The organism is Cellulomonas humilata (assembly GCF_013359775.1).
GTDB classification, from domain to species: domain Bacteria; phylum Actinomycetota; class Actinomycetes; order Actinomycetales; family Cellulomonadaceae; genus Cellulomonas; species Cellulomonas humilata.
In genome coordinates, this window is record NZ_JABMCI010000060.1 from 245,535 (window position 1) to 270,686 (window position 25,152).

23 protein-coding genes are annotated in these 25,152 nt (G+C 72.7%); 12 read left to right on the forward strand and 11 right to left on the reverse strand.

What is annotated here, in order from left to right:
* Positions 1-477 (reverse strand): DivIVA domain-containing protein, encoded by a 477-nt coding sequence (locus HP550_RS08730; RefSeq protein WP_175347285.1) that lies wholly within the window; start codon positions 475-477, stop codon positions 1-3.
* Positions 478-497: 20 nt separating this feature from the next.
* Complete coding sequence (locus HP550_RS08735) at positions 498-1,400, reverse strand: HhH-GPD family protein (protein WP_175347287.1); 903 nt, start codon at positions 1,398-1,400, stop codon at positions 498-500.
* Positions 1,401-1,550: 150 nt separating this feature from the next.
* On the opposite strand from HP550_RS08735, the gene HP550_RS08740 reads away from it, so the two are divergent.
* A complete protein-coding gene (locus HP550_RS08740) occupies positions 1,551-2,147 on the forward strand; it encodes a hypothetical protein (protein WP_175347289.1) in 597 nt (198 codons plus the stop codon).
* A gap of 2 nt (positions 2,148-2,149) precedes the next feature.
* Here HP550_RS08740 and disA read toward each other — a convergent pair whose 3' ends face one another.
* From disA to radA, 4 genes are all read right to left on the reverse strand, one after another.
* On the reverse strand, positions 2,150-3,229 hold the full coding sequence (gene disA / locus HP550_RS08745) for a DNA integrity scanning diadenylate cyclase DisA (protein ID WP_175347290.1): 1,080 nt from the start codon (positions 3,227-3,229) through the stop codon (positions 2,150-2,152).
* 89 nt (positions 3,230-3,318) lie between these two features.
* The gene (locus tag HP550_RS08750) at positions 3,319-4,371 is read right to left on the reverse strand and encodes a LacI family DNA-binding transcriptional regulator (protein WP_343048064.1); all 1,053 of its coding nucleotides are present in this window, start codon (positions 4,369-4,371) and stop codon (positions 3,319-3,321) included.
* 77 nt (positions 4,372-4,448) lie between these two features.
* A complete protein-coding gene (locus tag HP550_RS08755; protein WP_175347294.1) occupies positions 4,449-4,670 on the reverse strand; it encodes a hypothetical protein in 222 nt (73 codons plus the stop codon).
* A 95-nt stretch (positions 4,671-4,765) separates the two neighbouring features.
* The gene (gene radA, locus HP550_RS08760; protein ID WP_175347296.1) at positions 4,766-6,187 is read right to left on the reverse strand and encodes a DNA repair protein RadA; all 1,422 of its coding nucleotides are present in this window, start codon (positions 6,185-6,187) and stop codon (positions 4,766-4,768) included.
* A 151-nt stretch (positions 6,188-6,338) separates the two neighbouring features.
* Here radA and HP550_RS08765 point away from each other — a divergent pair, with 151 nt between their 5' ends.
* Positions 6,339-7,166: a hypothetical protein gene (locus HP550_RS08765; protein ID WP_175347298.1), complete on the forward strand. Its 828-nt coding sequence runs from the start codon at positions 6,339-6,341 to the stop codon at positions 7,164-7,166.
* 60 nt (positions 7,167-7,226) lie between these two features.
* On the opposite strand, the gene HP550_RS08770 is transcribed toward HP550_RS08765, so the two are convergent.
* The 4 genes from HP550_RS08770 to HP550_RS08785 all read right to left on the reverse strand — a co-directional run bounded on the left by HP550_RS08770 (position 7,227) and on the right by HP550_RS08785 (position 10,632).
* Entirely contained in the window at positions 7,227-7,604 is a 378-nt protein-coding gene (locus HP550_RS08770) for a VOC family protein (protein ID WP_175347299.1), read from the reverse strand.
* A gap of 62 nt (positions 7,605-7,666) precedes the next feature.
* Positions 7,667-9,172 (reverse strand): sensor histidine kinase, encoded by a 1,506-nt coding sequence (locus HP550_RS08775; protein WP_343048065.1) that lies wholly within the window; start codon positions 9,170-9,172, stop codon positions 7,667-7,669.
* A 2-nt stretch (positions 9,173-9,174) separates the two neighbouring features.
* Positions 9,175-9,912 (reverse strand): response regulator transcription factor, encoded by a 738-nt coding sequence (locus HP550_RS08780; protein ID WP_175347300.1) that lies wholly within the window; start codon positions 9,910-9,912, stop codon positions 9,175-9,177.
* A 66-nt stretch (positions 9,913-9,978) separates the two neighbouring features.
* The gene (locus tag HP550_RS08785) at positions 9,979-10,632 is read right to left on the reverse strand and encodes a TetR/AcrR family transcriptional regulator (protein ID WP_425484432.1); all 654 of its coding nucleotides are present in this window, start codon (positions 10,630-10,632) and stop codon (positions 9,979-9,981) included.
* Positions 10,633-10,731: 99 nt separating this feature from the next.
* Between HP550_RS08785 and HP550_RS08790 the strand changes: the two genes are divergently transcribed.
* The 6 genes from HP550_RS08790 (at position 10,732) to HP550_RS08815 (ending at position 19,281) form a co-directional block, all read left to right on the forward strand.
* Positions 10,732-13,245 carry a beta-d-glucosidase gene (locus HP550_RS08790; RefSeq protein ID WP_175347302.1) on the forward strand — a complete coding sequence of 838 codons (2,514 nt, stop codon included), beginning with the start codon at positions 10,732-10,734 and terminating at the stop codon, positions 13,243-13,245.
* 115 nt (positions 13,246-13,360) lie between these two features.
* On the forward strand, positions 13,361-15,043 hold the full coding sequence (locus HP550_RS08795) for an ABC transporter substrate-binding protein (RefSeq protein WP_175347303.1): 1,683 nt from the start codon (positions 13,361-13,363) through the stop codon (positions 15,041-15,043).
* A 69-nt stretch (positions 15,044-15,112) separates the two neighbouring features.
* The gene (locus HP550_RS08800; protein ID WP_175347304.1) at positions 15,113-16,186 is read left to right on the forward strand and encodes an ABC transporter ATP-binding protein; all 1,074 of its coding nucleotides are present in this window, start codon (positions 15,113-15,115) and stop codon (positions 16,184-16,186) included.
* Positions 16,183-17,160, forward strand: a complete 978-nt coding sequence (locus HP550_RS08805; protein WP_175347305.1) for an ABC transporter permease — start codon at positions 16,183-16,185, stop codon at positions 17,158-17,160. The genes HP550_RS08800 and HP550_RS08805 overlap by 4 nt, the downstream gene beginning before the upstream one ends.
* Position 17,161: 1 nt before the next feature.
* Positions 17,162-18,154: an ABC transporter permease gene (locus HP550_RS08810; protein ID WP_056085811.1), complete on the forward strand. Its 993-nt coding sequence runs from the start codon at positions 17,162-17,164 to the stop codon at positions 18,152-18,154.
* Entirely contained in the window at positions 18,151-19,281 is a 1,131-nt protein-coding gene (locus tag HP550_RS08815) for an ABC transporter ATP-binding protein (protein WP_246280680.1), read from the forward strand. The genes HP550_RS08810 and HP550_RS08815 overlap by 4 nt, the downstream gene beginning before the upstream one ends.
* Positions 19,282-19,318: 37 nt before the next feature.
* Here the strand turns inward: HP550_RS08815 and HP550_RS08820 are convergent, their stop codons facing one another.
* Complete coding sequence (locus HP550_RS08820; protein ID WP_175347306.1) at positions 19,319-19,924, reverse strand: helix-turn-helix domain-containing protein; 606 nt, start codon at positions 19,922-19,924, stop codon at positions 19,319-19,321.
* Positions 19,925-19,991: 67 nt separating this feature from the next.
* Between HP550_RS08820 and HP550_RS08825 the strand changes: the two genes are divergently transcribed.
* The 4 genes from HP550_RS08825 (at position 19,992) to topA (ending at position 25,149) form a co-directional block, all read left to right on the forward strand.
* A complete protein-coding gene (locus HP550_RS08825) occupies positions 19,992-20,966 on the forward strand; it encodes an NAD(P)/FAD-dependent oxidoreductase (RefSeq protein WP_175347307.1) in 975 nt (324 codons plus the stop codon).
* 49 nt (positions 20,967-21,015) lie between these two features.
* Positions 21,016-21,342: a hypothetical protein gene (locus tag HP550_RS08830; protein WP_175347308.1), complete on the forward strand. Its 327-nt coding sequence runs from the start codon at positions 21,016-21,018 to the stop codon at positions 21,340-21,342.
* 60 nt (positions 21,343-21,402) lie between these two features.
* On the forward strand, positions 21,403-22,350 hold the full coding sequence (locus tag HP550_RS08835) for a phosphatase PAP2 family protein (protein ID WP_343048066.1): 948 nt from the start codon (positions 21,403-21,405) through the stop codon (positions 22,348-22,350).
* Between the two features lie 78 nt (positions 22,351-22,428).
* A complete protein-coding gene (gene topA / locus HP550_RS08840) occupies positions 22,429-25,149 on the forward strand; it encodes a type I DNA topoisomerase (protein WP_175347310.1) in 2,721 nt (906 codons plus the stop codon).
* Positions 25,150-25,152: the final 3 nt, after the last annotated feature.

Here is a 25,152-nt window from a genome sequence, read left to right on the forward strand (position 1 = left end):
TCAGCCGATGACGAGCTCGATGCCGTCGGCGGTGTTGCGCAGGTCGGTGACCGGGCGCAGCGTGCCGTCGGGGAGGCGGACCGAGATCGTGTCGGGCGCCCCGGGCGGTCGGGTGGCCCGCATCGTCTGCAGGTGCAGGACCAGCGCGGACGCGGAGATCACGGGCGTGCCGCCCGGCTGCCACGCCGGTGCGGGTGGGGGTGCCGGTGCGTCGGCCACCGACAGCTCCGCGCGCACCCGGTCCAGGAACGCGTCGACCTCCTGCTGGTCGTAGCCCTCGCGCCACTTGGTGGTCTGGAACCGGATCCCGTCGATCTGCTGCGCGGTCACCGGCTTCGTCGCGCGGCCCGCTCCCTCCCGCTCCTTGAGGGTGTCGGCCACCCGGTCCAGGAAGTCGTCGACCTCGTCCTGGTCGTAGCCCTCGCGGAACTTGGTGGCCGCGAACTTCTGGTTGAGGACGTCGGCGGAGGTGAGCATGACCGCATGGTCCCACGCGGTCAGGACGGGAGCCGGTACGTCGGTGGGTCGTCCTCGCTGGCCGCCGCGTCCCGGGTGACCAACCCGTCGGCCACCAGCCCGTCCACGCAGCGGGCGAGCTGCCCGGCGTCCGGCCAGACCGCGTCGACCGCGGCGGCCGGCACCGGACCGAGGGTGTCGCGGAGCAGGGCCATCACGCGCCCGCGCACCTGCCGGTCGGTGCCCGTGAACGACTGGGTCCGGCGGCGTCCGGCGTGCTCGTCGGCCGGCCGGCCAGCGGCGTACCAGGCGCACACGTCCTGCACCGGGCAGGCGTCGCAGCGCGGGGACCGGGCGGTGCAGACGAGGGCGCCCAGCTCCATCGACGCGGCGGCCCACCGGGCGGCGGTCGCGTGGTCGTCGGGCACGTACGCGGTGGCCCGCCGGACCTCGTCCACCGTCTGGCTCGGAGCCGGGAGCGCGACGCCGTCGACCGTGCGGGCCAGCACGCGCCGGACGTTGGTGTCGAGCACCACCGACCGCCGCCCGTACGCGAAGGCCAGGACCGCGGCAGCCGTGTAGGAGCCGATGCCGGGCAGCGCGAGGAGCTCGGCCTCCGTCGACGGGACCACCCCGCCGTGCCGCTCGACGATCGCCCGCGCGCACTCCTGCAACCGGAGCGCGCGGCGCGGGTAGCCCAGCCGGTCCCACGCGCGCAGCACGTCGGCCGTCGACGCCGCCGCGAGGTCCTCCGGCATCGGCCACCGGGCCATCCACGCCCGCCACGCCGGCTCGACGCGGACCACCGGCGTCTGCTGGAGCATCACCTCGCTGACCAGCACGCCGTACGCCGTCCGGTCGGCCGCGCGCCACGGCAGGTCGCGCGCGTGCACCCCGAACCAGGCGAGCACCGGCTCGCGCAGCTGGGCGGGGGACGGCGGCACCGCAGCATCCTGCCTCACGCCGCCGCGCGTCTCGCCCTGTGAGCGGACCGCGGGCGAACCCGCGCGTCCGCCGGGCGGGTCGAAGGACGTGCCTCTACGGTGGTCGCGCCGCGGGATCGCGTGGCGCAGTCGATCGGGTCCGGAGGACGCATGAGCGAGTCGCGACGCCTCCCCGCCCGCGTGTACTGGGTGCGCCGGCTGGTGGTGCTCGGCATCCCCCTGGTCGTCGTGGCGGTCGTGGTGTGGCTGGTCGCGGGGCGCGGCTCGGGCGACGACCCGACGCCCGACGCGCAGACCACGTCCGCTCCGGCCGTCGACCCGACACCCAGCCAGACGCCGACCGACGACGACGGGGTGGCCGACTGCGCGGCAGCGGGCCTGGCCCTGGCCATGACACCGGATGCCGTGTCGTTCGCCGCCGGGGTGAGCGCCACGTTCACGGTCTCGATCACCAACACGAGCGCGGTGCCCTGCCTGGTCGATGCGGGCGAGGTCCAGCGCGAGATCGTCATCACGTCCGGCTCGGACCGGGTGTGGTCCAACCGCGACTGCGTCGTGGCCGGCACGGAGAAGCGCACGCTCCTGCTGCCCGCCGGCGGCAACGACACCACCCCGTTCGCGTGGAACCGGGTCCGCTCGGCGGAGGGCTGCCCGCAGGGCCTCCCGGCACCCGGCGCCGGAACGTACTCGGCGCAGCTGAACCTGGCCGGGACGAGCGCGCCGCCGGCCGTGTTCGGGTTGGGCTAGGGCTAGACGTACCGCTCGAGGATGCTCGACTCGGCCAACCGGGACAGCCCCTCACGCACGGCCCGCGCGCGCTGCTCGCCGACGCCGTCGACGGCCATGAGGTCCTCGATGCCGGCGGCCAGCAGCTTCTGGAGGCCGCCGAAGTGCGCCACCAGCCGGTCGACGATGGCGCCCGGGAGGCGGGGGACCTTGGACAGCAGCCGGTAGCCGCGCGGTCCGGCGGCCGCGTCGAGGGCGTCGCCACCCCCGGGCAGGCCGAGCACGCTGGCGATCTTCGCGTTGTCGAGCAGCTCCGTGGAGTCCAGCTCCGCCAGCTCGTCGAGCACCGTGTCCACGTCCCGGCGGCTGGTGTCGACGTAGTCGCGGATGATGAGCGCCCGGTCGGAGCCGATGCCGCCCACCAGCTCGTCCAGCTGGAGGGTGAGCAGGCGGCCGTCGGTGCCCAGCTCGACGACGTAGCCCTCGATCTCCTCCGAGATGCGGCGGACCATCTCGAGGCGCTGCACCACGGCGGACACGTCGCGGACCGTGACCAGGTCCTCGATCTCGAGGGCGGACAGGGTGCCGCTGACCTCGTCGAGCCGCGACTTGTACCGCTCGAGGGTGGCCAGGGCCTGGTTGGCGCGGGACAGGATGGTGGTCGAGTCCTCGATGACGTGCCGCTGGCCGCCGACGTACAGCGCGATGATCCGCATGGACGCGGAGACCGACACGACCGGCAGGCCGGTCTGCTTGGCCACGCGCTCGGCGGTGCGGTGCCGGGTGCCGGACTCGGACGTCTCGATGGTCACGTCCGGCAGCAGCTGGACGGCCGCGCGCAGGATCCGGGAGATGCCCGCGTCCACGACGACGGCGCCGTCCATCTTGGCCAGCTCGCGCAGGCGGGTGGCGGAGAACTCGACGTCCAGGACGAACCCGCCGGAGCAGATGCTCTCGACGGTCTGGTCGAAGCCGAGGACGATCAGCGCGCCGGTCCGTCCGCGCAGGATCCGCTCCAGACCGTCGCGAAGCTCGCCACCCGGGGCGACGGCGGCGAGCGTGGACCTCAGGAGGTCATCGGAGGCGTGCAGGTGCGACGGCACGGTTGCATGGTAACGATGGGCGGGCTCGGCGGTCGTCGCGAACCGCAGGGCGGACTGGTTGGCCACGCGAGTTCGCTCGTTCGACACGCTCAGGCGGGCCGCGGCGGGGCCGTGCTGTCGCGCACCACGAGGTCGACCAGGATGCGGTGCTCCTCCGGCGCGGGGGCCTCACCCGCGCGGAACCGGGCGATCGACGAGGTCAGGGCGGCTGCGGCGGCCTTGCCCTTGGCGGCGAAGTCCTGGTGCACGGTGGTCAGCGCGGGGCGCAGGCGGCGGGCGAGGGGGGAGTCGTCGAACCCGACGACCGAGAGGTCCTCCGGCACGCGCAGCCCGAGCTCCTCGGCGGCGTGCACCACGGCGGCGGCCATGAGGTCCGAGAAGCAGAGCACCGCGCTGGGGCGCTCCGGCCCGTCGAGGATCGCCCGTGCCCCCTGCGAGACGAACGGCTCGGCGTTGTCGTGCACCTCCATGACGACGGGGGTCACCCCGCCCGCCTCGAGCGTCTCGACCCAGCCGATCTGGCGCTCGCGGGCGACGAACCCCGACCCGGCGGCGGCGGGGTCGGGTGCCCAGCCGGGTGGCTCGGTCGAGTTCATCGTGAGGATCCCGATGCGCCGGTGACCCAGGTCGAGCAGGTGCTGGGCGCCCAGGCGTGCCCCGTGGCGCTCGTCGAGGAGCACGCTGGAGGCCTCGGCCACCGGCTCCCCGTCCACGAACACGAGCGGCAGCCTGCGCCGGACCAGCCAGTCGACGGCCGGGTAGTCCCCGGCGCACCCGTACACCAGCGCGCCGTCCATCGGGATGTCCCGGGCGGGGATCATGCCCTCCGAGCTGGTGGAGGGCAGGAGCACCACGGCCATGCCGGTGGGGGCCAGCTCCTCGGCGACCGCCCCGAAGAACGCGGCCGCGATGGGGTCGAGGAACGCGGTGCCGAGCGACTCCGTCAGGAGGACCCCGACCGCACCGGTGGTGCCGCGGGCCAGCGCCCGGGCCGACGGATCAGGTCCGACGTAGCCGAGGTCGGCCGCGGCCGCGAGGATCGTGCGGCGCATCTCGGCCGAGAGCTGGTCCGGGCGGGAGAACGCGTTGGACACGGTCATCCGGCTGACGCCCACGCGGTCCGCGATCGTCTGAAGCGTCACCCGGGACACGACGCCACCCTGTTCCGCTCCATGCGGGACAGGGTAGGTCGCCGGGGCCGGTCCCCGGGAGGCGACGGTCATCGCGCGGGGTAGCCCTCGCAGCCGTTCGCGGGGGCGATGGTGTCGGCCAGGTGGTGCAGTGCTCCTGCCAGGCTGCGGCGGGTGCGCGGTGCGCGGGCCCGGCGGACGCGCGGGATGCGCTCCGGCTCGGGCACCTCGGGCGCCCAGGGCCGTGCGCTCTCGGCCTCGTGCCGCGCCGCGGTCACACCGAGCAGCAGTCCGAACTGAGGGGTGTCCATCGACATCAGGGTTCTCCTGTCGGTCTCGATCTCTTCTGTACCGATAAAGTAACCCAGGTCTCTATACCGGTCAAGAGGACAGTCGGGTCTGACTTTCAGCGACGGGCGCTCGTAGCAAGCTCGGGCACGAGCCCGGCCGCGGTGACGGCCTCTCCGAGGTCCGCTGCCATGAGGACGGTCAGCCCGGCAGGCGGCGTCGCGCCGTCGAGAGCCCCCGCCGGCACGATCGCGCGCGTGAACCCGAGCCGGGCCGCCTCCGCGAGGCGCCGACCGACGCCGGACACGGTTCGGATCTCCCCGGCGAGCCCCACCTCGCCGATGGCCACCAGCCCACGCGGCAGCGGCACGTTCTCCCGCGAGCTCACGGCGGCGAGCGCGAGCGCCAGGTCCGCCCCCGGCTCCATCACCCGGGCGCCCCCGATGGTCGACACGTAGACGTCCTGGTCCGCCAGCCGCGCGCCCAGCCGGCGCTGGAGCACGGCGAGCACCATGGCCAGCCGGCTGCTGTCGACGCCGCTGGTGGTGCGTCGCGGGTTGGGCACCGCGCTGGGCGCGACCAGCGACTGCACCTCCACGACCAGCGGCCGGCGGCCCTCCAGCGTGACGGTCAGGCACGTGCCCGGGACCGCGTGCAGGGCCTGGGAGATGAACAGGCCGCTGGGGTCCGCCAGACCGACGATCCCGGACTCCGACAGGTCGAAGCAGCCGACCTCGTCCGTCGGGCCGTACCGGTTCTTGGTGGCCCGCAGCATGCGCAGGCGCGAGTGGCGCTCGCCCTCGAACTGGCAGACGACGTCCACCAGGTGCTCGAGCGTCCGCGGTCCGGCGACCGACCCGTCCTTGGTGACGTGCCCGATGAGCACCACCGGCAGGTCCCGGGCCTTCGCCGCCTGGATCACCGCGCTGGCCACCTCGCGCACCTGGGACACGCCGCCGGCGGTCCCCTCGACCTGCGCGGACGCGATCGTCTGGATGGAGTCGAGCACCAGCAGGTCCGGGTCGACGAGCTCGATGTGGCCGAGGACCGCGCCGAGGTCGGTCTCCGCGGTGAGCAGCAGCCGGGGGTCGAGCGCGTGGATCCGACCCGCCCGCAGGCGCACCTGCGCGGCCGACTCCTCGCCGGTCACGTACAGGACCGTGCGGCCCGTCCGCGCCGCGCGTGCGGCCACGTCGAGCAGCAGGGTCGACTTGCCGACGCCCGGCTCCCCGGCCAGCAGCACCACGGCGCCGGGGACGAGGCCGCCGCCGAGCACCCGGTCCAGCTCGTCGACCCCGGTGGGCCGCGCCCGCGCGGTCTCGACGTCGATCTGGTCGATGGGGCGGGCCGGGGACCGCAGGGGAGAGGTGGCGACCGTGCGCGGCGCGCCGCCACCGGGACCCGTGTCCTCGACGACCGACCCCCAGGACTGGCACTCACCGCACCGGCCCACCCACTTGCCGGCGGTCCACCCGCACTCGGTGCAGCGGAACGCGGGACGGGCGCTGCGGTCGGGGCGCTTCGAGGGGGTCGACGTCACGCGTCGCACGGTAACCGGACCGTCTGACACTGACCCCCCGCGCCACGGCCGGGCCGCGTTCCGGCGTCGTGCGTCGTCGGACGAGCGAGCGTAGGTAGGCTGCGGGGCGTCCGGCGAGGGTTCGGACGAAGTGATGCAAGGGGGAGCCCCGATGAGCGACACCGGCCGTCCCGGCCCCGAACGACCCGCAGGCCCGCCGGTGCCGCCGATCTCGAACTGGCAGGCGGCGCAGCGGCAGCCGCCGACAGCACCGGTCCCGGGCGCCCCCGCCTTCCCGTCCACACCCGCCGGATCGGCCGCCGGGACCCCCGCGGCGTTCGCCGCGCAGACCTTCGACCGGGAGCCCGAGAACGCCCCGGCCGCCACCGGCCGCCCCCGCTGGCTGATCCCGGCGATCGTCGGGGTGGTCGTGCTGGTCGCCGCGGCGATCGTCCTCGGGATCGTCCTCAGCTCGAACGACGACACCGACGCGGCACCGCCGGCCGTCGCGACGACCATCCTCCTGCCGTCCCCGACGCCGACCATCGAGCCCGTGGCGCGCCCGGCCACCACCGCGTTCGCCGTGGCGCTGCCGACGACCGTGCTCCAGTACGCGCTCGCCACATCGGTGCCCGACGCCGAGTGGCAGGCCGCGGGCGCCCTCGAGGCGTACACCGAGACGTACTCCGACGGCGGCAGCGGCACCGTGACCGTCCGCTCCGGCCAGTGGGAGACGCCCGCCGAGGCGACCGCGTTCGCCGCCGGCCTGGTCGGCGCGGTCGCGCCCGCACCCGCCCCGGACCCGTCCGCGTCGCCCACCGGCCCGACCCTCCCGCAGAACGGGGACGTCACTGCAGGCGGAGCGGTGGCCGGCACGTACTCGATCGTCGACGCGGGTGACGGCACCGGCGTCGCAGTCTGGACCAACGGCACCACGGTCTTCCGGGCCACGGCGCCGCTCACGGACATCGTCGACCTCTACAACGCGTTCCCGCTCTGACGGTCGAGAACAACCTCGGTCGCGTTCTGGTGTCCAGGACCGCGACCGAGGGTGTTCTCGTCAGCTGGCCGCGATGATCGACAGGATGTTGCCGGCCGGGTCGGTGAACCACGCGATCAGCGGGCCTCCGCCGCGGAACACGTAGTCGTCGTCGGTCTGCACGGGCGTGCCCTCGTAGCGCTCGAACGGCACCCCGCGCCCGCGCAGCTCGGCCACGGTTCCGGGCACGTCCTCGACCGGGAAGTTGAGCACCGTGTAGGTCGCGGGCGTGTGCGCCGGGCCCTTCGGGTAGACCAGCACCTCGTGGCCGTCGAGATGCAGGAAGAGCATCCCGTTCTCCTCGGTGACCTCGAGCCCGAGCGCGTCGGCGTAGAACGCCTTCGCCGCTGGGACGTCGTCGGTCGAGAACCCGCTGAACGCCTTGCTGAGGTCCGCCATGGCCACTCCTCCGGTGCAGGGTCGAAGAACCCGACCAGGCTCTCGCGAGACCGGCCCGACGGCTAGTGGACCGGTGCCGGGACGGCGGCGGGCGCGGCGGGCAGGGTGACCGTGAACGTGGTCCCGGGTCCGCTGTCGACCGTGATGGTGCCGCCATGGGCGGTGACCACCGCGTGCACGATCGCGAGCCCCAGACCGGTGGACCCGCTGGCCGAGTTGCGGGAGGCGTCCCCGCGGGTGAACCGCTGGAACAGGCTCTCGCGCAGCGCGGGCGGGATGCCGGGGCCGTCGTCGGCCACCTGGATGACGACCTGGTGGCCCGCGCGGCGGACGTGGACCGTGACGGTGCTGCCGGCGGGCGTGTGCAGCCGGGCGTTGGACAGGAGGTTGGCCAGCACCTGGCGCAGGCGGTGGTCGTCGCCGACCACGAGGGCGTCCTCGAGGTCGTCCCCCGCCGGCAGGTCCAGGCGCCAGTCGTGGTCCGGGCCGGCGGCGTGCGCGTCCGTGACCGCGTCGATGGCCAGGACGGTCAGGTCGACGGGCTCGGACGCGAGGGGCCGACCGGCGTCCAGCCGCGCGAGCAGCAGCATGTCCTCGAGCAGCGCGGTCATCCGCAGGGACTCGGACTCGACGCGGGACATCGCCTGCAGCGCGCTGACCGGCATCTCGTCGGGGGAGCGGCGCACCAGCTCGGCGTACCCGCGGATGGACGCCAGGGGCGTGCGCAGCTCGTGGCTGGCGTCGGCGACGAACTGGCGCACCTGCGACTCGGACTCGTGCCGGGACGCGAGGGCCTGCTCGACGTGCCCGAGCAGCTGGTTGAGCGCCGCGCCCACCTGGCCGACCTCGGTGGCGGGGTCGGTGTCCTGCGCGGGCACGCGGTCGGCGAGGACCACCTCGCCGCGGTCCAGGGGGAGCTGGGCGACGCGGTTCGCGGTGCCGACCACCCGGTCCAGGGGCCGCAGCTCGCGGCGGACCAGCACCAGCCCGACGGCCGCTGCGACCAGCAGGGCGATCGCGGCCACCACCAGCTCGACGACGACGAACGTGGTGACGGTGCTGGACACCGACGTGGTCGGCAGGGCGGTGACCGTCGTCGTGCCGTCGGCGTCGACGCTCGAGACCGCCCGGTAGCTGCCGAGCCCCGTCAGGGTGATCGTGTGCGCGTCCCCGTCGGCGGGGACGGCGAGCATCTGCGCGGTCTGGGCGTCGGTCAGCGCGGTCGGCGCGCCGTCGTCGTCGATGTAGCCCGCCTGGAACACGGTCAGGTCGGCGGGGTCGACGCCGGCGGGCTGCTCCACGTTGACCGTGCCGGCGTCCTGCCCGGGGCGGAAGTCACCGGTGCCGGGCGGGGCCGCGAAGACCTCGCCCGGGTCCTGGGTGCCCTGCCGCGGGAAGTCCGCCGCGCGCCGGTGAGCCGCGGTGACCTTCTCGTCGAGCTGCGCGACCAGGGAGCCCTGGAGCGCGAGCGTCGACACGGTGCCCATGGCGCCCGCCACGACCGCCACCAGCGCGACGACCATCACGACGAGGCGCCGGCGCAGCGTCCAGCGTGGACGAGTGGGCACGATCAGACAGACGGCTTCAGCACGTAGCCGACCCCGCGCAGGGTGTGCAGCATCGGGGTGCGGCCCTTGTCGATCTTGCGGCGCAGGTAGGACACGTAGAGCTCGACGATGTTGGCCTGGCCGCCGAAGTCGTACTGCCAGACGCGGTCGAGGATCTGGGCCTTGGACAGCACGCGCTTCGGGTTGCGCATGAAGTAGCGCAGCAGCTCGAACTCGGTGGCGGTCAGGCGGATGTCCTCGCCGTCGCGGGACACCTCGTGGCTGTCCTCGTCCATCCGCAGGTCGCCGACGACGAGCACGGCCTCCTCGCGCGACGACACCGCACCGGTCCGTCGCAGCAGGGCACGCAGCCGCGCGACGACCTCCTCGAGGCTGAACGGCTTGGTGACGTAGTCGTCGCCCCCGGCGGTCAGGCCGGCGATCCGGTCCTCGACCGCGTCCTTGGCGGTGAGGAACAGCACGGGGACGTTCGGGTTGGTGGCCCGGACCCGGCGCAGCACGTCGATGCCGGACAGGTCGGGGAGCATGACGTCGAGCACGATGACGTCGGGGTCGAGGGCCTTGGCGGCGCGGACGGCGGCGTGGCCGCTGAGCGCATGGTCCACCTGCCAGCCCTCGTAGCGCAGGGCGGTGGACAGCAGCTCGGCGAGGGTCGGCTCGTCGTCGACCACCAGGGCGCGGACGGGGGAGCCGTCGGCGCGGGCGAGCACGTCGGGGCGGTTGCTGGTGGTCGTCGTCATGACCCCAGGGTGCGCCCGTTACCTGTTGTGGCGCTGAACCGAACCTGTGAACTTGCTGAGGATGGGTCAGTCCAGGGGGTGCGGGCGGTCGTCGCCCAGCAGGGCGGCCGCCAGGATCGCCTCGATGGCGAACTGGGTGGAGGTGGGCAGGTCGACGTCCTCGTCGAGCAGCCACTGCACCTGGAGGCCGTCCATGACGCCGATGATCGCGCTGGCCGCGCAGTCGGCGGTCTCCCGGGACACCTTCCCCTCGCCGACGGCGATCACCGCGTCCGCGATCTCGCCGCGCAGCACGCGGAACCGGTCGGTGACCCAGCCGCGGGCGGGGTGGTTCTCGGTGACGGACTCGCCGGTGAGCACGGAGTAGCCCTGCACGATGCCGGGCCGGTCGACGTTCATGCGCGCGGTGCGGACCAGGTGCTGGAAGAGGCCGAGGCCGCCGGGGATGTGCTGGCCCTCGAGGTCGCGGACGTCCTCCTTGTCGCGGTACTCCAGCACCTCGACCAGCAGCTGCTCCTTGGAGCCGAAGTGGTGCAGGACGCCGGCGTGCGTGATGCCGACCTGCTCGGCCACCTCCGCCAGCGAGCCGTTCTTGTACCCCTTGGACCCGAAGGTGTTGGCGGCGGCCCGCAGGATCTCGGCCCGGCGCTCGGTGGTGGCCTGGCGGGGCTGCCGCGCGCGGCGCTTCGGCGCTGCGGCGGGGGGAACGGCGTCGTCCATGACTGAAACCATACTGTGATCTTCCCACTTACTGACAAGTCAGTAAGTTGTGCTTTCATTCTCCCCAGACGACAACGCTGTCCGATCGGAGAACCCGCTGTGTCACTCGACACGGCCACCCAGCCGCCCACGGCTGAACGGCCCGCCACCGACCTCCAGCCACTCCTGGCTGCCCTCAGCCTCGAGGAGAAGACGCGCCTCGTCGTCGGCGCCGGCCTCTGGTCCACCACCGCGGTCCCGCACATCGGCCTGCGCGCCATGCACGTGTCCGACGGCCCCGCCGGTGTCCGCGGCGTCTCCGACTCCGCCGACGAGACGTCCGCCTCCTTCCCCGCCCCGAGCGCGCTCGCCGCGACGTGGGACGTGGACCTGGCCGACGAGCTCGGTCACGTGTTCGCCGCGGAGGCCCGCCGGCACGGCGTCGACGTGGTGCTCGCCCCGCAGGTGAACCTCCAGCGCACGCCCGTCGGCGGCCGGCACTTCGAGTGCTACTCCGAGGACCCGCTGCTCACCGGCGACATCGCGGTGCACGTGGTCCGCTCCGCGCAGGACCGCGGCGTGGGCATGTGCATCAAGCACTTCGTCGCCAACGACTCCGAGACGCAGCGCACCAGCTACCTGTCGCGCGTCGACGAGCAGACGCTCCGGGAGGTGTACCTGGCGCCGTTCGAGCGGCTGGTGCACGACGCCCAGGCGTGGTCGGTGATGAGCGCGTACTCCGGGATCGACGACGGGACCACCGCCGCGACCGCCGCCGAGCACCGACCCCTGCTCACGGGCGTGCTCAAGGAGGAGTGGGGCTTCGACGGCGTCGTCATGAGCGACTGGGTGGCGACGAAATCCGTCGTCGGCGCCGCCGAGGGTGGCCTCGACCTCCAGATGCCCGGACCTGACGGCCCCTGGGGCGACGGCCTGCTCGACGCGGTCCGCGCGGGAGACGTCAGCGAGGCGCTGCTCGACGCCAAGGTGCTCCGCCTGCTCCGGCTGGCCCAGCGCGTCGGCGCGCTCGAGGGCGTCGCGCCCTCGGGTGCGAGCCGCGACCGGGTGGCCGACGTGGACGTGCGCGGCGTGCTGCGCGAGCTGGTCTCCCGCTCCATGGTCGTGCTCCGCGACGACGAGCACGCGTTGCCGGTCTCGCCCGACGACGTCACCCGGATCGCCCTGCTGGGCCCCAACGCGGTCCACCCGTTCGTGCAGGGCGGCGGTTCCGCGTTCGTCCGTCCGGACCACCTGTCGACGCCCGAGGCGGCGATCCGCGAGGCGTTCGGCGAGGTGCAGGTCGACGTGCACCCCGGCGCCGTCTCCCGCCTGCTGCCCCCGTCGCTCGACCTGGCCGGGCGGTGCACGACGCCCGAGGGCCACGTCGGCGCGCTGGGCGAGCTGCTCGACGCCGACGGCGCCGTGCTGGCCGCGGCAGACATCACCGACTGGAACGGCTGGCTGCGCGAGGTGCCCGGCCCCGCGGCCGCACTGCGCATCCGCACGACCGTCCGCCTCGACGAGCCCGGCCGGCACGAGGTCGGCGTCGGCACCGTGGGCAGGCACCGGATCACGGTCGGCGGGCAGGTCCTGTCGACCAGCGACCGCGTGGTCGGTGCCGAGGTCATCCTCGACTCCAGCGTCAACCAGCCGGCGCCCGCGACCCTGGTCATCGACGTGACCGAGCCGACGACGGTCGAGGTCGACGCGCTCGTGCAGGCCGTGCACCCGGTGGGGTACGCCAGCTTCGCCCGCGCCGAGCTGGTGCACCGGGTCCCCGGCACGTCCCCGGACGAGCTGCTCGAGGTTGCCGTCGAGGCCGCCGCCGCAGCGGACCTCGCGATCGTCGTCGTCGGGACCAACGAGGAGATCGAGTCCGAGGGCTACGACCGCACGAGCCTCGCGCTGCCCGGCACGCAGGACCAGCTGGTCAAGGCCGCGCTGGCCGCCAACCCGCGCACGATCGTCGTCGTCAACGCCGGCGCCCCCGTGCTGCTGCCGTGGCTCGACGAGGTGCCGTGCGTCCTGTGGGCGTGGCTCGGCGGCCAGGAGTGGCCCGAGGCGCTCGCGGACGTGCTCACCGGCGTGACCGAGCCCACCGGGCGCCTGCCCTGGACGCTCCCCGCGCACGAGTCCGACGTGCCCGTGCCGGACGCGGTCCCCGTCGACGGCGTCATCGAGTACCACGAGGGCGTCCACGTCGGGTACCGGTCCTGGCTCAAGCTCGGTCGCACCCCGGCGGCGCCCTTCGGTCACGGCCTCGGCTGGACGACGTGGGAGTACGTGGGCGTCGTCGCCCAGCCCGTCGAGGCCGACGGGTCGGTCGTCCTGGACGTCACGGTCCGCAACACCGGCGCCCGCGACGGACGCGAGGTCGTCCAGGTCTACGTCGAGCCACCAGTTCCGGGCGACAGGCCCGTCCGCTGGCTCGGCGGGTTCAGCGTCGTGCACGCCGCCGCAGGCGAGCACGCGGTCGTCCGGGTCCGGGTGGACGCGAAGGCGTTCCGGACCTGGGACTCGGCACAGCCCGGTTGGGTCACCCCGGCCGGTACCTATCCGATCCGCGTCGGCCGCTCCTCGAGCGACCTGCGCCTCACGGTCGACGTGGCCCTCCCCAGACCCACGCCGGCGTAGCGACACAAGCAGCCCGACCAAGCAGCCCGACCAGCACAGCTCCGGTCCGACGAGATCCGCAGTCCCGTCGGACCGGTACGACCAGCAGTTCCACCCTCAGTGCAAGGAGGCACTCGTGAGAATCCGCAAGCTCTCGACGGTGATCGCTACGGCGGCCACCCTCGCGCTGCTCGCCACCGCCTGCTCCGGCAGCGGTGGCAGCACCGACGACAGCACCGGCGCCGACGGCGTCTCGGACAAGATCCTGACGATCGGCATGCCGAACGGCCCGCAGCAGCCCAACCAGAACCCGCTCGCGAACGGCTCCGCGTCGCTCTCGCTCGGGTACGCGTTCGCGGTCTACGAGTCGCTCATGCAGGTCAACGAGCTCAAGCCGACGGACCCCCCGACGCCGTGGCTCGCCACGTCGGTCGAGTGGAACCCGGACTCGACGCAGGCCGTCATCACCGCCCGCGACGGCGTGAAGTGGTCCGACGGCACCGACTTCACCGCCGAGGACATCGCGTTCTCCATCCAGCTCCGCAAGGACACCAAGGAGCTGAACACCGACTTCCCCGACCAGTACGGCGACATCACGGTCGACGGCAACACGGTCACGGTGAACTTCCTGTCCGGCCAGTACGTCAACCAGGTCAAGCTGCTCAAGCTCCTCATCGTGCCCAAGCACCTGTGGGAGAACGAGGACCCGGTGACCTGGACCGACGACGAGATGGTCGGCACCGGCCCGTTCAAGCTCAAGTCGTTCACGCCCCAGGCCGTGACGCTCGAGCCGAACACCGACTACTGGGGCGAGACCCCGAAGGTCGGCACGCTCCGGTACGACACGTTCAACGACAACGCGGGCCTGACCACCGCCCTCACCACCGGTGAGGCGCAGTGGGGCTGGACGTTCATCCCGGACTTCGAGAACACGTTCATCGCCAAGGACCCCGACCACTTCCACCAGGTGGCGGGCGGCGGCTTCGGCGTCGACGTGCTCTACCTGAACAACGAGACGAAGCCGTTCAGCGACGTGGCGTTCCGCAAGGCGCTGAACATGGTCGTGGACCGCGCGGACATCTCGGCGACCGCCGGCTACGGCGTGTGGCCGCAGATCAAGAGCGTCACCGGCCTGCCGCAGCCCTCGGGCGACGCGTTCATCTCGGACGCGTACGCGGACCAGGAGCTCTCGGTCGACGTCGACGGTGCCAAGGACGTCCTCACGGACGCCGGCTACACCTGGGACGGCTCGGGTGCCCTGGTGGACCCGGACGGCGAGAAGGTGGCCTTCACGCTGCAGAACCCGACCGGCTGGACCGACTACCTGGACGCCCTGGGGATCATCTCCGAGGGTGCCAAGGCGCTCGGTGTGGAGGCTCCCGTCGAGGGCGTCGTCCAGGACACCTGGTTCAACGACATCATCCCGTTCGGGAACTTCCAGGCCTCGCTGCACTGGACCGACGGGGGCTCGACGCCGTGGAACATGTACTCGAACATCATGGACGGCGCGTCCTACGTGCCGCTCGGTGAGTCGGCGACCTGGAACTTCGGTCGCTACCAGAACGACGAGGTCACCCAGGCGCTCGCCGACTTCAAGGCCGGCACCTCGGACAACGACCGCGCGGCTGCCCTGGACGTCGTCCAGAAGCACTTCGTGGAGGACGTCCCGGGCCTCGTGATCTGGTCGCGTCCGGCCGTGGCGCAGTACTCGACGGTCAACTACACGGGCTTCCCCACCGACGAGGACCCGTACGCGAACCCGCAGCCGACGGGCCCGCAGGCAGCGCTCATCCTGTCGAAGCTGACTCCGACCGAGTGATGCTCGTGGTGCGGCGGGCGGGCTCCGGCTCGCCCGCCGCACCACGCACCCGACCCCCAAGGTGACCCGATGAGCTCCCCGCACGAAGAAGATCCGCCAGTCCTGCAGGCGATCGACCTGCGCAAGCACTTCCCCGTCCGCGGCTTCCGCTCGCAGAAGGTCGTGCACGCCGTCGACGACGTGAACCTCTCCCTCTACCGCGGCAAGGTGGTCGCGCTGGTGGGGGAGTCGGGGTCCGGCAAGTCCACGATCGCCCGGCTGCTCGCGCAGCTGATGCCCGTCACCGGCGGGCAGATCCTGCTGCACGGGCAGGACGCGACCGTGAAGAACCGCCGCGCGTTCCACCAGTACGTGCGCAAGGTCCAGATGATCTTCCAGGACCCGTTCGGGTCGCTGAACCCCGTGCACACCGTGCGCTACATGCTCACGCGCAGCCTGAAGATCCACCGCGGACGCCTGCGCGGCGTCGAGCTGGAGGCTGCACTCGAGGAGCTGCTGGACCGGGTGCAGCTGCGCCCGGCCGCGCGGTACATCGACAAGTTCCCGCACGAGCTGTCCGGCGGTCAGCGCCAGCGCGTCGCCATCGCCCGCGCGCTCGCGGCCGACCCGGAGGTGCTGCTCGCCGACGAGCCGATCTCGATGCTCGACGTGTCGATCCGCCTGGGCATCCTCAACCTGCTGCGCGACCTGCGAGACCGCCTCCAGCTCGCGATCCTCTACATCACGCACGACATCGCGTCGGCCCGGTACTTCGCGGACACGACGATGGTCATGTACGCCGGGCGGGTCGTCGAGAAGGGCGACTCGGAGTCGGTCACGCAGGACCCCAAGCACCCGTACACGCAGCTGCTGGTCCGGTCCGCGCCCGACCCCGACGACCTCGAGGCCCGTGCCCGGGGCGCCCGCGGCGAGGCGCCGAGCCTGGTGGCCCCGCCCGCCGGCTGCCGGTTCAACCCGCGCTGCCCGTTCGCCAACGACGTGTGCCGCACCGAGGTGCCGCCGCTGATAGCCGTGGGGGAGGGCCGCGAGGCCGCCTGCTGGGGCTACGCCGACCGCGAGGACCGCCCGTCGCTGGGCTCGGTGCTCGACGCGTACGGCGAGCGGCCGACCGTGGACATCTCTGTGCTGGAGGTCGACCGATGAGGTTCTTCACCCGACGCATCGTCTTCTACGCGATCACCGCCTGGGCGGCGATCACCATCAACTTCTTCATCCCGCGGATCATGCCGGGCGACCCGGTGAGCGCCCTGATCGCCAAGAACCAGGGCCGGATCAGCCCCGACGCCGCCGAGGCGCTGCGTGCCCTGTTCGGGCTGGACGAGGACATGTCGCTGTGGGACCAGTACGTCGCGTACTGGCAGCTGCTGCTGCAGGGTGACCTGGGGACCTCGTTCTCCTACATGGCACCCGTGGCGGACGTGATCCGGCAGGCGCTGCCGTGGACGATCGGGCTGGTCGGCATCGCGACGCTCATCAGCTTCACCATCGGCACGCTGGTCGGCACCGGGATCGGCTGGCGCCGCGGCACCTGGATGGACGGGCTGCTGCCGCTGTCGACCTTCTTCTCGGCCGTGCCGTACTTCTGGCTCGCCCTGATCGCGATCTCGCTGTTCTCCGTGACGCTCGGCTGGTTCCCCGCGAGCGGCAGCTACGACCGCAGCATGGTGCCCAACCTGTCGTGGGAGTTCATCGGGTCCGTCATCTACTACGGGTTCCTGCCGGCCATGACGATCGTCATCTCGTCGATCGCGGGCTGGATGCTGGGCATGCGCAACATGATGGTCACCGTGTCCTCCGAGGACTACGTGACCGTCGCGCAGGCCAAGGGCCTCAAGGAGCGGACCGTGCGGATGGGCTACGCCGCCCGGAACGCGATCCTGCCGCAGGTGTCCAGCTTCGCCCTGTCGCTCGGCTTCATCGTCGGCGGCACCCTGGTCATGGAGATCGTGTTCTCGTACCAGGGCATCGGCTACTACCTCTTCAGTGCGGTGAACGCGAAGGACTACCCCCTCATGCAGGGGTGCTTCCTGGTGATCACGTTCGCCGTCCTGCTCGCCAACATGGCAGCCGACGTCGCCTACGGCTTCCTCGACCCCCGCACGCGTCAGGAGGGCTGACATGACCGTCGAAGCCGCGTTCCTCGAGGACCTGGAGATCACGCCCGACGCGACGGCCCCGCGCACGGGCAAGCGCCGGTTCCTGTTCATGCGCAACGCGAAGGCCCTCACCGGCCTCGTGATCCTCGGGTTCTTCTTCCTCATCGCGATCATCGGGCCGTGGATCGCGCCGTACGACCCGAACGAGAGGTCGTCGGCCATCCTGCAGCCGCCGTCGTGGGCGCACCTGATGGGCACCACCCATCAGGGGCAGGACATCATGAGCCAGCTGATCCTCGGCACGCGCAGCGTGCTGGTGGTCGGGTTCGTGGCCGGCACGGTGGCCACGGTGATCGGCGTGATCGTCGGCGTGACCGCGGGCTACATCGGCGGGTTCGGCGACGAGTCCCTGTCCGCGCTGTCCAACGTGTTCCTGGTCATCCCGCAGCTGCCGCTCATCATCATCATCGCCGGCCAGCTGCCGTCCGCCGGCGGGCTCACGGTCGCGCTGGTGATCGCGGCGACCGGCTGGGCCTGGGGCGCCCGCGTGCTCAGGGCGCAGACGCTCTCGCTCCGGAAACGCGACTTCGTCGAGGCCGCGCGCGCCAACGGCGAGAGCACGTGGCGGATCATCTCCGCGGAGATCCTGCCCAACCTCACGGCCATCATCGCCGCGGGCTTCGTCGGCACCGTCGGGTTCGCCGTCCTGTCCCAGATCACGCTCTCGTTCGTCGGCATCACGCCCACCAACGAGTGGAACTGGGGCACTGTCCTGTACTGGGCGCAGGCGCAGCTGGCCCTGCAGCGCGGCGCGTGGTGGTGGTTCGTCCCCGCCGGGCTGCTCATCGCCCTGCTGGGCATGGCGCTCACGCTCATCAACTTCGGGATCGACGAGTTCGTCAACCCGCGCCTGCGGTCGGTGGGACTCAACGCCCGTTCGATGCGCAAGCGCAAGATCCGTCCGCGCATCGGCTTCACGCCGGTGGTCTACGAGGCCAAGGAGGACCGCGCATGAATGCCGTGACCGGCCCCAGCATGAGCATCGGCGCCGTGACCACCCAGCGCGCGTTCCGGGCGAACGCTGCCGCGACCGACCCCGTCCTGGAGATCAAGAACCTCTCCGTCGACTACGGGTACGACGAGGACCCCTCGCACGTGCTGCGCCAGGTCTCGCTGACCCTCAACCGCGGCGAGGTGCTCGGCCTGGCCGGCGAGTCCGGCTGCGGGAAGTCGACGCTCGCGTACGCGGCCACCCGGCTGCTGCCTCCGCCGGGGCTGATCACGGGCGGCGAGGTCATCTTCACCGACCGCGACGGCCAGCAGACCGACATCCTCACGCTCAACGACGCCGAGCTGCGGGCCACCCGCTGGCAGGATCTCGCGATCGTGTTCCAGGGCGCGATGAACTCCCTGAACCCGGTGTACCGGATCGGGCGGCAGATCGCCGACGGCATCTCCGCGCACCTGCCCGGGATCACCAAGAAGGAGGCCCTGGAGCGCGCCGCGGGCATGCTCGAGCTCGTCGGCATCTCGGCCGACCGCCTCCGCGACTACCCGCACCAGCTCTCCGGCGGCATGCGCCAGCGCGTGATGATCGCGATGGCCCTGGCGCTGGACCCGCAGGTGCTGATCATGGACGAGCCGACGACGGCCCTCGACGTGGTGATGCAGCGGCAGATCGTGGAGCAGATCGCGGAGCTGCGCGACCGGCTCGGGTTCTCGGTCATCTTCATCACGCACGACGTCTCGCTGCTGATCGAGATCGCCGACCGGATCGCGATCATGTACGCCGGCGAGATCGTCGAGGACGCCTCGGCGCAGGACATGTACCGCCGCCCCCGGCACCCGTACTCCGACGCGCTGCTGCACTCGTTCCCGCCCCTGCGCGGGCCGCGGCGTGAGCTGACGGGCATCCCGGGGTCGCCCCCGGACATGTCGAACCTGCCGTCGGGCTGCCCGTACCGGACCCGGTGCGCGCACGTGTTCGACGCGTGCTCGGCGATCACTCCGGAGCTCGTCGCGCCCGCTGTCGAGGGCGACGACCCGCGCCGGTCGGTCGCGTGCCTGCGCCACGACCCCGCGACGGTCGCCGCCGCCGGGTTCGAGCCGCAGCCGGTGCCGGTCGAGCTGCAGGTCCGCTGAGCCCCGCCCTGCCCCCGGCTCCCTCTCCAGGGGGCTGCTAGCCGGGGGCGGGGCGGCCCTCGTCCGTGACGCGCGGCCGCGCGCGCAGGTGCACCCGCTCGCCCTGGGTGCCGAAGATCACCAGCAGCTCCACCGGGCCCGGTCCCTCGTTGGCGAACCAGTGGGGCACTCGCGTGTCGAACTCGGCGGCCTCCCCGGGAGGAAGTATCAAGTCGTGCTCGCCGAGCACCAGCCGCAGGTGGCCGTCGATGACGTAGAGCCACTCGTAGCCGTCGTGGGTGTTCAGCTCCGGGTCGGGTGTCGTCGGGGCCGGCGGCAGGACCAGCTTGTAGACGAGCATCCCGCCGGAGCGCCGGGACAGCGGGATGACGGTCTTGCCGTGCTCGGTGACCGGGCGCGGGTGGATGCGCGGGTCACCGGTCGCGGGCGCGCCCACCAGCTCGTCGAGCGGCACGCGGTACAGGCCGGCCAGGGGGACCAGCAGCTCCAGCTGCGGGCGTCGGGCGCCGGACTCCAGGCGCGACAGCGTGCTGACGGAGATGCTCGTGGCTTCCGCGACCTGAGCCAGGGTCAGTCCGCGTTGCTGCCGGACCGCGCGGAGCCGGGGGCCGACCGTGCGCATCAGCTGGTCGATGTCGTCCATGGGGCGCAGTTTGCCACTTCGGCAAGGATGCTTGCCGGTCGCGCGAGGAGCGGGCGATGCTCTCCGCATGAGAGACGTGGTGGTCATCGGTGGTGGCGCGGCGGGCCTGAGCGGGGCGGTGACCCTGGCGCGGGCGCGCCGGTCGGTGCTGGTGATCGACGCCGGCTCGCCCCGGAACGCGCCGGCCGACGGCGTGCACGGACTGCTCGGGCTGGAAGGCGTGCCGCCGCTCGACCTGCTGGAGCGCGGGCGGGCCGAGCTGGTGGGGTACGGCGGCGTGGTGCGGACCGGACGAGTGGTCTCGGCGGAGCGCGACGACGACGCGTTCGTCGTGACCCTGGACGACGGAACCTCCGAGCGGGCGCGACGCCTGCTGGTGGCCACCGGTCTCGTCGACGAGCTGCCCGAGATCCCCGGCCTGCGGGAGCGCTGGGGCCACGACGTCCTGCACTGCCCGTACTGCCACGGCTGGGAGGTCCGCGACCAGGCGATCGGGGTGCTCGGCACGTCGGCGCGCTCAGTGCACCAGGCGCTGCTGTTCCGGCAGTGGACGGACGACCTCGTCCTCTTCGTGAACACGTCGCCGGACCCGACCCCCGAGGAGGCCGAGCAGCTCGCCGCGCGCGGGATCCGCGTGGTGACCGGGGTCGTCGACGAGGTCCTCTCGACCGACGGGCGGCTCAGCGGCGTGCGGCTGGTGTCGGGCGAGGTCGTCGCGCGGTCCGCGCTGACCGTCATGCCGCGGTTCGTCGCGCGGCTGGACGGGCTCGCCGGTCTCGGGCTGGTCGCCGTGCCGCACGAGATGGGCGTCGGTGAGCACGCCGCGTCGGACCTCATGGGGGCGTCGAGCGTCCCGGGCGTGTGGGTGGCCGGCAACGCGACCGACCTGATGGCCCAGGTGACGGGCGCGATGGCCGCCGGCACCCGCGCGGCCGCGGCGTTGAACATGGACCTGATCGCGGAGGACACCGCGCTCGCGGTCGCGGACCTGCACAGGCACAGGGAGGGTCACGTCCAGGCGATCCACAGCCCCGGTCGGTGAAGTGGTGTCGAGCACGCATCGCGTGACCGACAGAGCCCGGAGGCCAGCCATGAGCCCGCACACAACCGCAGCGCACGACCCGTGGTTGACCGCGAACGTCCGGCCCGCGGGGTCGTTCGGCCGTGCGGACGTCGGCCGGCTCCGCGCCTTGCTGGGCGCGCTGTCGGCGTCGGCGTCGCTGGTGGTGCTGGACCTCGCGGCCGTGAGCCTGCGCAGCGGGCAGGCGGCCGACGTGATCGACGAGGCGGGCTGGGAGCTGGAGCGCCGCGGCGGCTGCCTGCTGTGCATCAACGCCGACGACGACGTGCGGGCCCGGCTGGTCGGCTGCCTGCACGCGGTCGTCGTCGGCCCGGGGGAGCCCACGCCGGCGCTGTGAGGGCGTCTGAGCAGCGGGACGACGCCCGGTGCACCGCCGCCGGTGACCTACCGTTGTGCGGTGAGCGACACCCCCGTCATCCCCGCGCCGTCGCGACCGGTTCCGGCCGTCGCGGACCGCCGGGGCGCGGTGGTCGCGGTCTGCCTCCTGGTCGCGGTGCTCTCGTTCGCCGGGGTGTTCGTGCTCTGGCGGGTGTTCGTCGAGACGCTGGCCGGTCAGCAGGTGGAGAACGCCGCGCTCCAGGGTGCTCTGTACGGCCAGACGCAGCTGTGGCGGGTGGCCGAGCGGGTGCTCGACGTGGTGTCGGTCAGCGCCATCGCGGCCGTGCTCCTCGGCGCGATGCTCATCGCCGCGCTGCGCCGCCGCTGGTCCCTGGCCATCCAGGTGGCCGTCCTGATGATCGGCGCCAACCTCACCACCCGCGTGCTGAAGAACTGGGTCTTCTTCCGCCCCGAGCTCGGCGTGGAGGCCAGCTACGGCAACACCCTCCCCAGCGGGCACACCACCGCGGCCGCCTCGATCTCGGCGGCGCTGCTGCTGGTGGTGCCGCCGCGCGTCCGGCCGTGGGCGGCCGTGCTCGGCGTGGGCTACACGACCGCGACCGGAGTCTCGACGCTCATCGGTCAGTGGCACCGGCCGTCGGACGTGGTCGCGGCCGTGCTCGTGGTGCTGGCGTGGACCGCGATCGCCTGCGCGCTCGTCGCGCTGACGCCCGCGCGACCGTCGACGGCCACCGGCGCGCTCCGCCTCGCATCGGACCCGCCGCCGACCCCGGCCACGATGCGCGCGGTGCTCGCGGGGCTCGTCGTCGTGGGTGTCGCGGCGGGGGCGTCCGCCGTCGTCGCCCTGTCGCACACGTGGGACAACCGGGACGATCTCGAGGCCCGCGCCGAGCAGGTGACCGCGTATCTGGGCGGTGCCGCAGGCGCTCTGATGGCGTCGTGCCTGGCGTTCGCGGTCATGCTGGTGCTGCGGCAGGCCGCGGCATCGCGATTGCCGCGGGGTTGACGGCACGCCGTAGAGTCCCCAGCGGTGCACGAGGAAGCGGGTCGTCCGGCCCGCGGAAGTCTGAGAAGGGCCTGACCGATGTCTGCAGGGCGCAAGCTCGTGATCGTGGAGTCGCCTGCCAAGGCGCGCACGATCGCCGGGTACCTCGGCGAGGAGTACGACGTCGAGGCGAGCGTCGGGCACATCCGCGACCTCCCGCAGCCGTCGGAGCTGCCCGCGGACATGAAGAAGGGCCCGTTCGGCAAGTTCGCGGTCGATGTCGACAACGGTTTCGCGCCGTACTACGTGGTCGATGCGGACAAGCGGAAGAAGGTCAGCGAGCTCAAGAAGCTGCTGAAGGACTCCGACGAGCTCTTCCTGGCCACCGATGAGGACCGCGAGGGCGAGGCCATCGCCTGGCACCTGCTCCAGGAGCTCAAGCCCAAGGTCCCGGTCAAGCGGATGGTGTTCCACGAGATCACCCGCGAGGCCATCCAGCGCGCGCTGGCCAACACCCGCGAGCTGGACGACCGGCTGGTCGACGCGCAGGAGACGCGGCGCATCCTCGACCGCCTGTACGGGTACGAGGTCAGCCCCGTGCTGTGGCGCAAGGTCCGCCAGGGCCTCTCGGCCGGGCGCGTGCAGTCCGTGGCGACGCGGCTGGTGGTCGAGCGCGAGCGCGAGCGCATGGCGTTCGTCGCCGCCGACTACTGGGACGTGACGGGCACGTTCGCCGTCCAGGACAGCGCCGAGCCCTCGTTCAACGCGCGCCTCTCCTCGGTCGACGGGCAGCGGGTGGCCTCGGGCCGCGACTTCCTCGACACCGGCCAGCTGCGGGCGGCCGACGTCGCGCACCTCGACGAGGCGCGAGCGACCTCGCTGGTCGCCGGGCTGGTGGACGCGTCGTTCTCCGTCGCCTCGCTGGAGACCAAGCCGTACACGCGCCGACCGGCCGCGCCGTTCACCACCTCGACCCTCCAGCAAGAGGCGTCGCGCAAGCTGCGGATGGCGTCCCGGGCGACCATGCGCACCGCGCAGGGGCTGTACGAGAACGGCTACATCACCTACATGCGTACGGACTCCTCGTCGCTGAGCACGCAGGCGATCGACGCCGCGCGCCGGCAGGCCTCGGAGCTCTACGGCGCCGAGTACGTGCCCGACGCGCCCCGCGTCTACACGGGCAAGGCGAAGGGCGCGCAGGAGGCCCACGAGGCCATCCGCCCCGCCGGTGACCACTTCCGGACCCCGGCGCAGGTGGCCAAGGAGCTGTCCGGCGACCAGTTCCGCCTGTACGAGCTGATCTGGAAGCGCACCGTCGCCTCGCAGATGGCCGACGCCCGCGGTCAGACCGCCTCGGTTCGCCTCGGCGCCACGGCGGCGGACGGCACCGACGTGCTGTTCTCCGCGTCGGGCACCGTCATCACGTTCCGCGGGTTCCTCGCGGCGTACGAGGAGGGTCGCGACGTCTCGCGGTACTCCGAGGACGCCGAGGCGCCGGCGGAGAAGGACGACGCCCGCCTGCCGAAGATGGCGGAGGGCGACCCGCTGTCCGCGTCGGACCTCACCGCCGACGGCCACCGCACGTCCCCGCCGCCGCGCTTCACGGAGGCCTCGCTGGTCAAGGCGCTCGAGGAGCGTGGGATCGGCCGGCCCTCCACCTACGCGGCGACGATCTCCGTCATCCAGGACCGCGGCTACGTGACCGGCCGCGGTCAGGCCCTCGTGCCCTCGTGGCTGGCGTTCGCCGTGACGCGACTTCTGGAGGAGAACTTCGACTGGCTGGTCGACTACGACTTCACCGCCGAGATGGAGGAGGACCTCGACGCCATCGCGGCGGGGGACAAGGACCGGGTGGCATGGCTGTCCCGGTTCTACTTCGGCGACGGGTCGGGCAACGAGGAGGGCGAGGGCCTGCGGGACCTCGTCGCCAACCTCGGTGACATCGACGCCCGCGAGGTCAACTCGATCCCGATCGGCGAGGGCATCGTCCTGCGCGTCGGCCGGTACGGGCCGTACCTCGAGGACTCTCTTGCGGAACCGGCTGAGGACGGCACCACCCGGCGCGCGTCGGTCCCCGAGGAGCTGGCACCCGACGAGCTCACCGTGGCCAAAGCCCGCGAGCTCCTGGAGACGCAGCCCGAGGGCGACCAGGTGCTCGGCACCGACCCCGTCGCCGGCACCCCGATCGTCGCCCGCAACGGCCGCTACGGCCCCTACGTGACCGAGATCCTGCCCGACCCGGAGATCGACACGTCCCTGTCGGCCGCCGCGCAGAAGCGCGCCCTCGCGGCTGCGCCGAAGCCGCGCACGGCGTCGCTGTTCAAGTCGATGTCGCTGCAGTCGGTGACCCTCGACGACGCCCTCATGCTCCTGTCGCTGCCCCGCGTGGTCGGCGTCGACCCCGAGTCCGGCACCGAGATCACCGCGCAGAACGGCCGCTACGGCCCGTACCTGAAGAAGGGCACGGACTCGCGCACGCTGGCGTCGGAGGAGGCCCTCTTCTCGACGACGCTCGACGAGGCGCTGGCCATCTACGCGCAGCCCAAGCGCGGCCGCGGCGCCACGTCGGCGCCGCCCCTGCGTGAGCTGGGCGACGATCCGACGTCCGAGAAGCCGATCACCGTCAAGGAGGGGCGCTTCGGCGCCTACGTCACCGACGGGGTCACCAACCGGACCCTCCCGCGGGACCTCACGCCCGAGTCGATCACGCGCGAGCAGGCCATCGAGCTGCTCGTGGAGAAGCGCGCGTCAGCCCCCGCGAAGAAGAAGGCACCCGCCAAGCGCGCACCGGCCAAGAGCAAGGCCGCCGCGAAGAAGTAGCCG

Excerpts from the sequence above, each read along its gene's own strand:
- topA (WP_175347310.1), top strand. The coding sequence starts at position 22,429 with ATGTCTGCAGGGCGCAAGCTCGTGATCGTGGAGTCGCCTGCCAAGGCG.
- HP550_RS08780 (WP_175347300.1), bottom strand. The coding sequence starts at position 9,912 with ATGACGACGACCACCAGCAACCGCCCCGACGTGCTCGCCCGCGCCGAC.
- HP550_RS08740 (WP_175347289.1), top strand. The coding sequence starts at position 1,551 with ATGAGCGAGTCGCGACGCCTCCCCGCCCGCGTGTACTGGGTGCGCCGG.
- HP550_RS08830 (WP_175347308.1), top strand. The coding sequence starts at position 21,016 with ATGAGCCCGCACACAACCGCAGCGCACGACCCGTGGTTGACCGCGAAC.
- HP550_RS08825 (WP_175347307.1), top strand. The coding sequence starts at position 19,992 with ATGAGAGACGTGGTGGTCATCGGTGGTGGCGCGGCGGGCCTGAGCGGG.
- HP550_RS08805 (WP_175347305.1), top strand. The coding sequence starts at position 16,183 with ATGAGGTTCTTCACCCGACGCATCGTCTTCTACGCGATCACCGCCTGG.
- HP550_RS08765 (WP_175347298.1), top strand. The coding sequence starts at position 6,339 with ATGAGCGACACCGGCCGTCCCGGCCCCGAACGACCCGCAGGCCCGCCG.
- HP550_RS08785 (WP_425484432.1), bottom strand. The coding sequence starts at position 10,632 with ATGGACGACGCCGTTCCCCCCGCCGCAGCGCCGAAGCGCCGCGCGCGG.
- HP550_RS08815 (WP_246280680.1), top strand. The coding sequence starts at position 18,151 with ATGAATGCCGTGACCGGCCCCAGCATGAGCATCGGCGCCGTGACCACC.
- HP550_RS08730 (WP_175347285.1), bottom strand. The coding sequence starts at position 477 with ATGCTCACCTCCGCCGACGTCCTCAACCAGAAGTTCGCGGCCACCAAG.
- HP550_RS08770 (WP_175347299.1), bottom strand. The coding sequence starts at position 7,604 with ATGGCGGACCTCAGCAAGGCGTTCAGCGGGTTCTCGACCGACGACGTC.
- HP550_RS08755 (WP_175347294.1), bottom strand. The coding sequence starts at position 4,670 with ATGGACACCCCTCAGTTCGGACTGCTGCTCGGTGTGACCGCGGCGCGG.
- HP550_RS08800 (WP_175347304.1), top strand. The coding sequence starts at position 15,113 with ATGAGCTCCCCGCACGAAGAAGATCCGCCAGTCCTGCAGGCGATCGAC.
- HP550_RS08820 (WP_175347306.1), bottom strand. The coding sequence starts at position 19,924 with ATGGACGACATCGACCAGCTGATGCGCACGGTCGGCCCCCGGCTCCGC.
- HP550_RS08810 (WP_056085811.1), top strand. The coding sequence starts at position 17,162 with ATGACCGTCGAAGCCGCGTTCCTCGAGGACCTGGAGATCACGCCCGAC.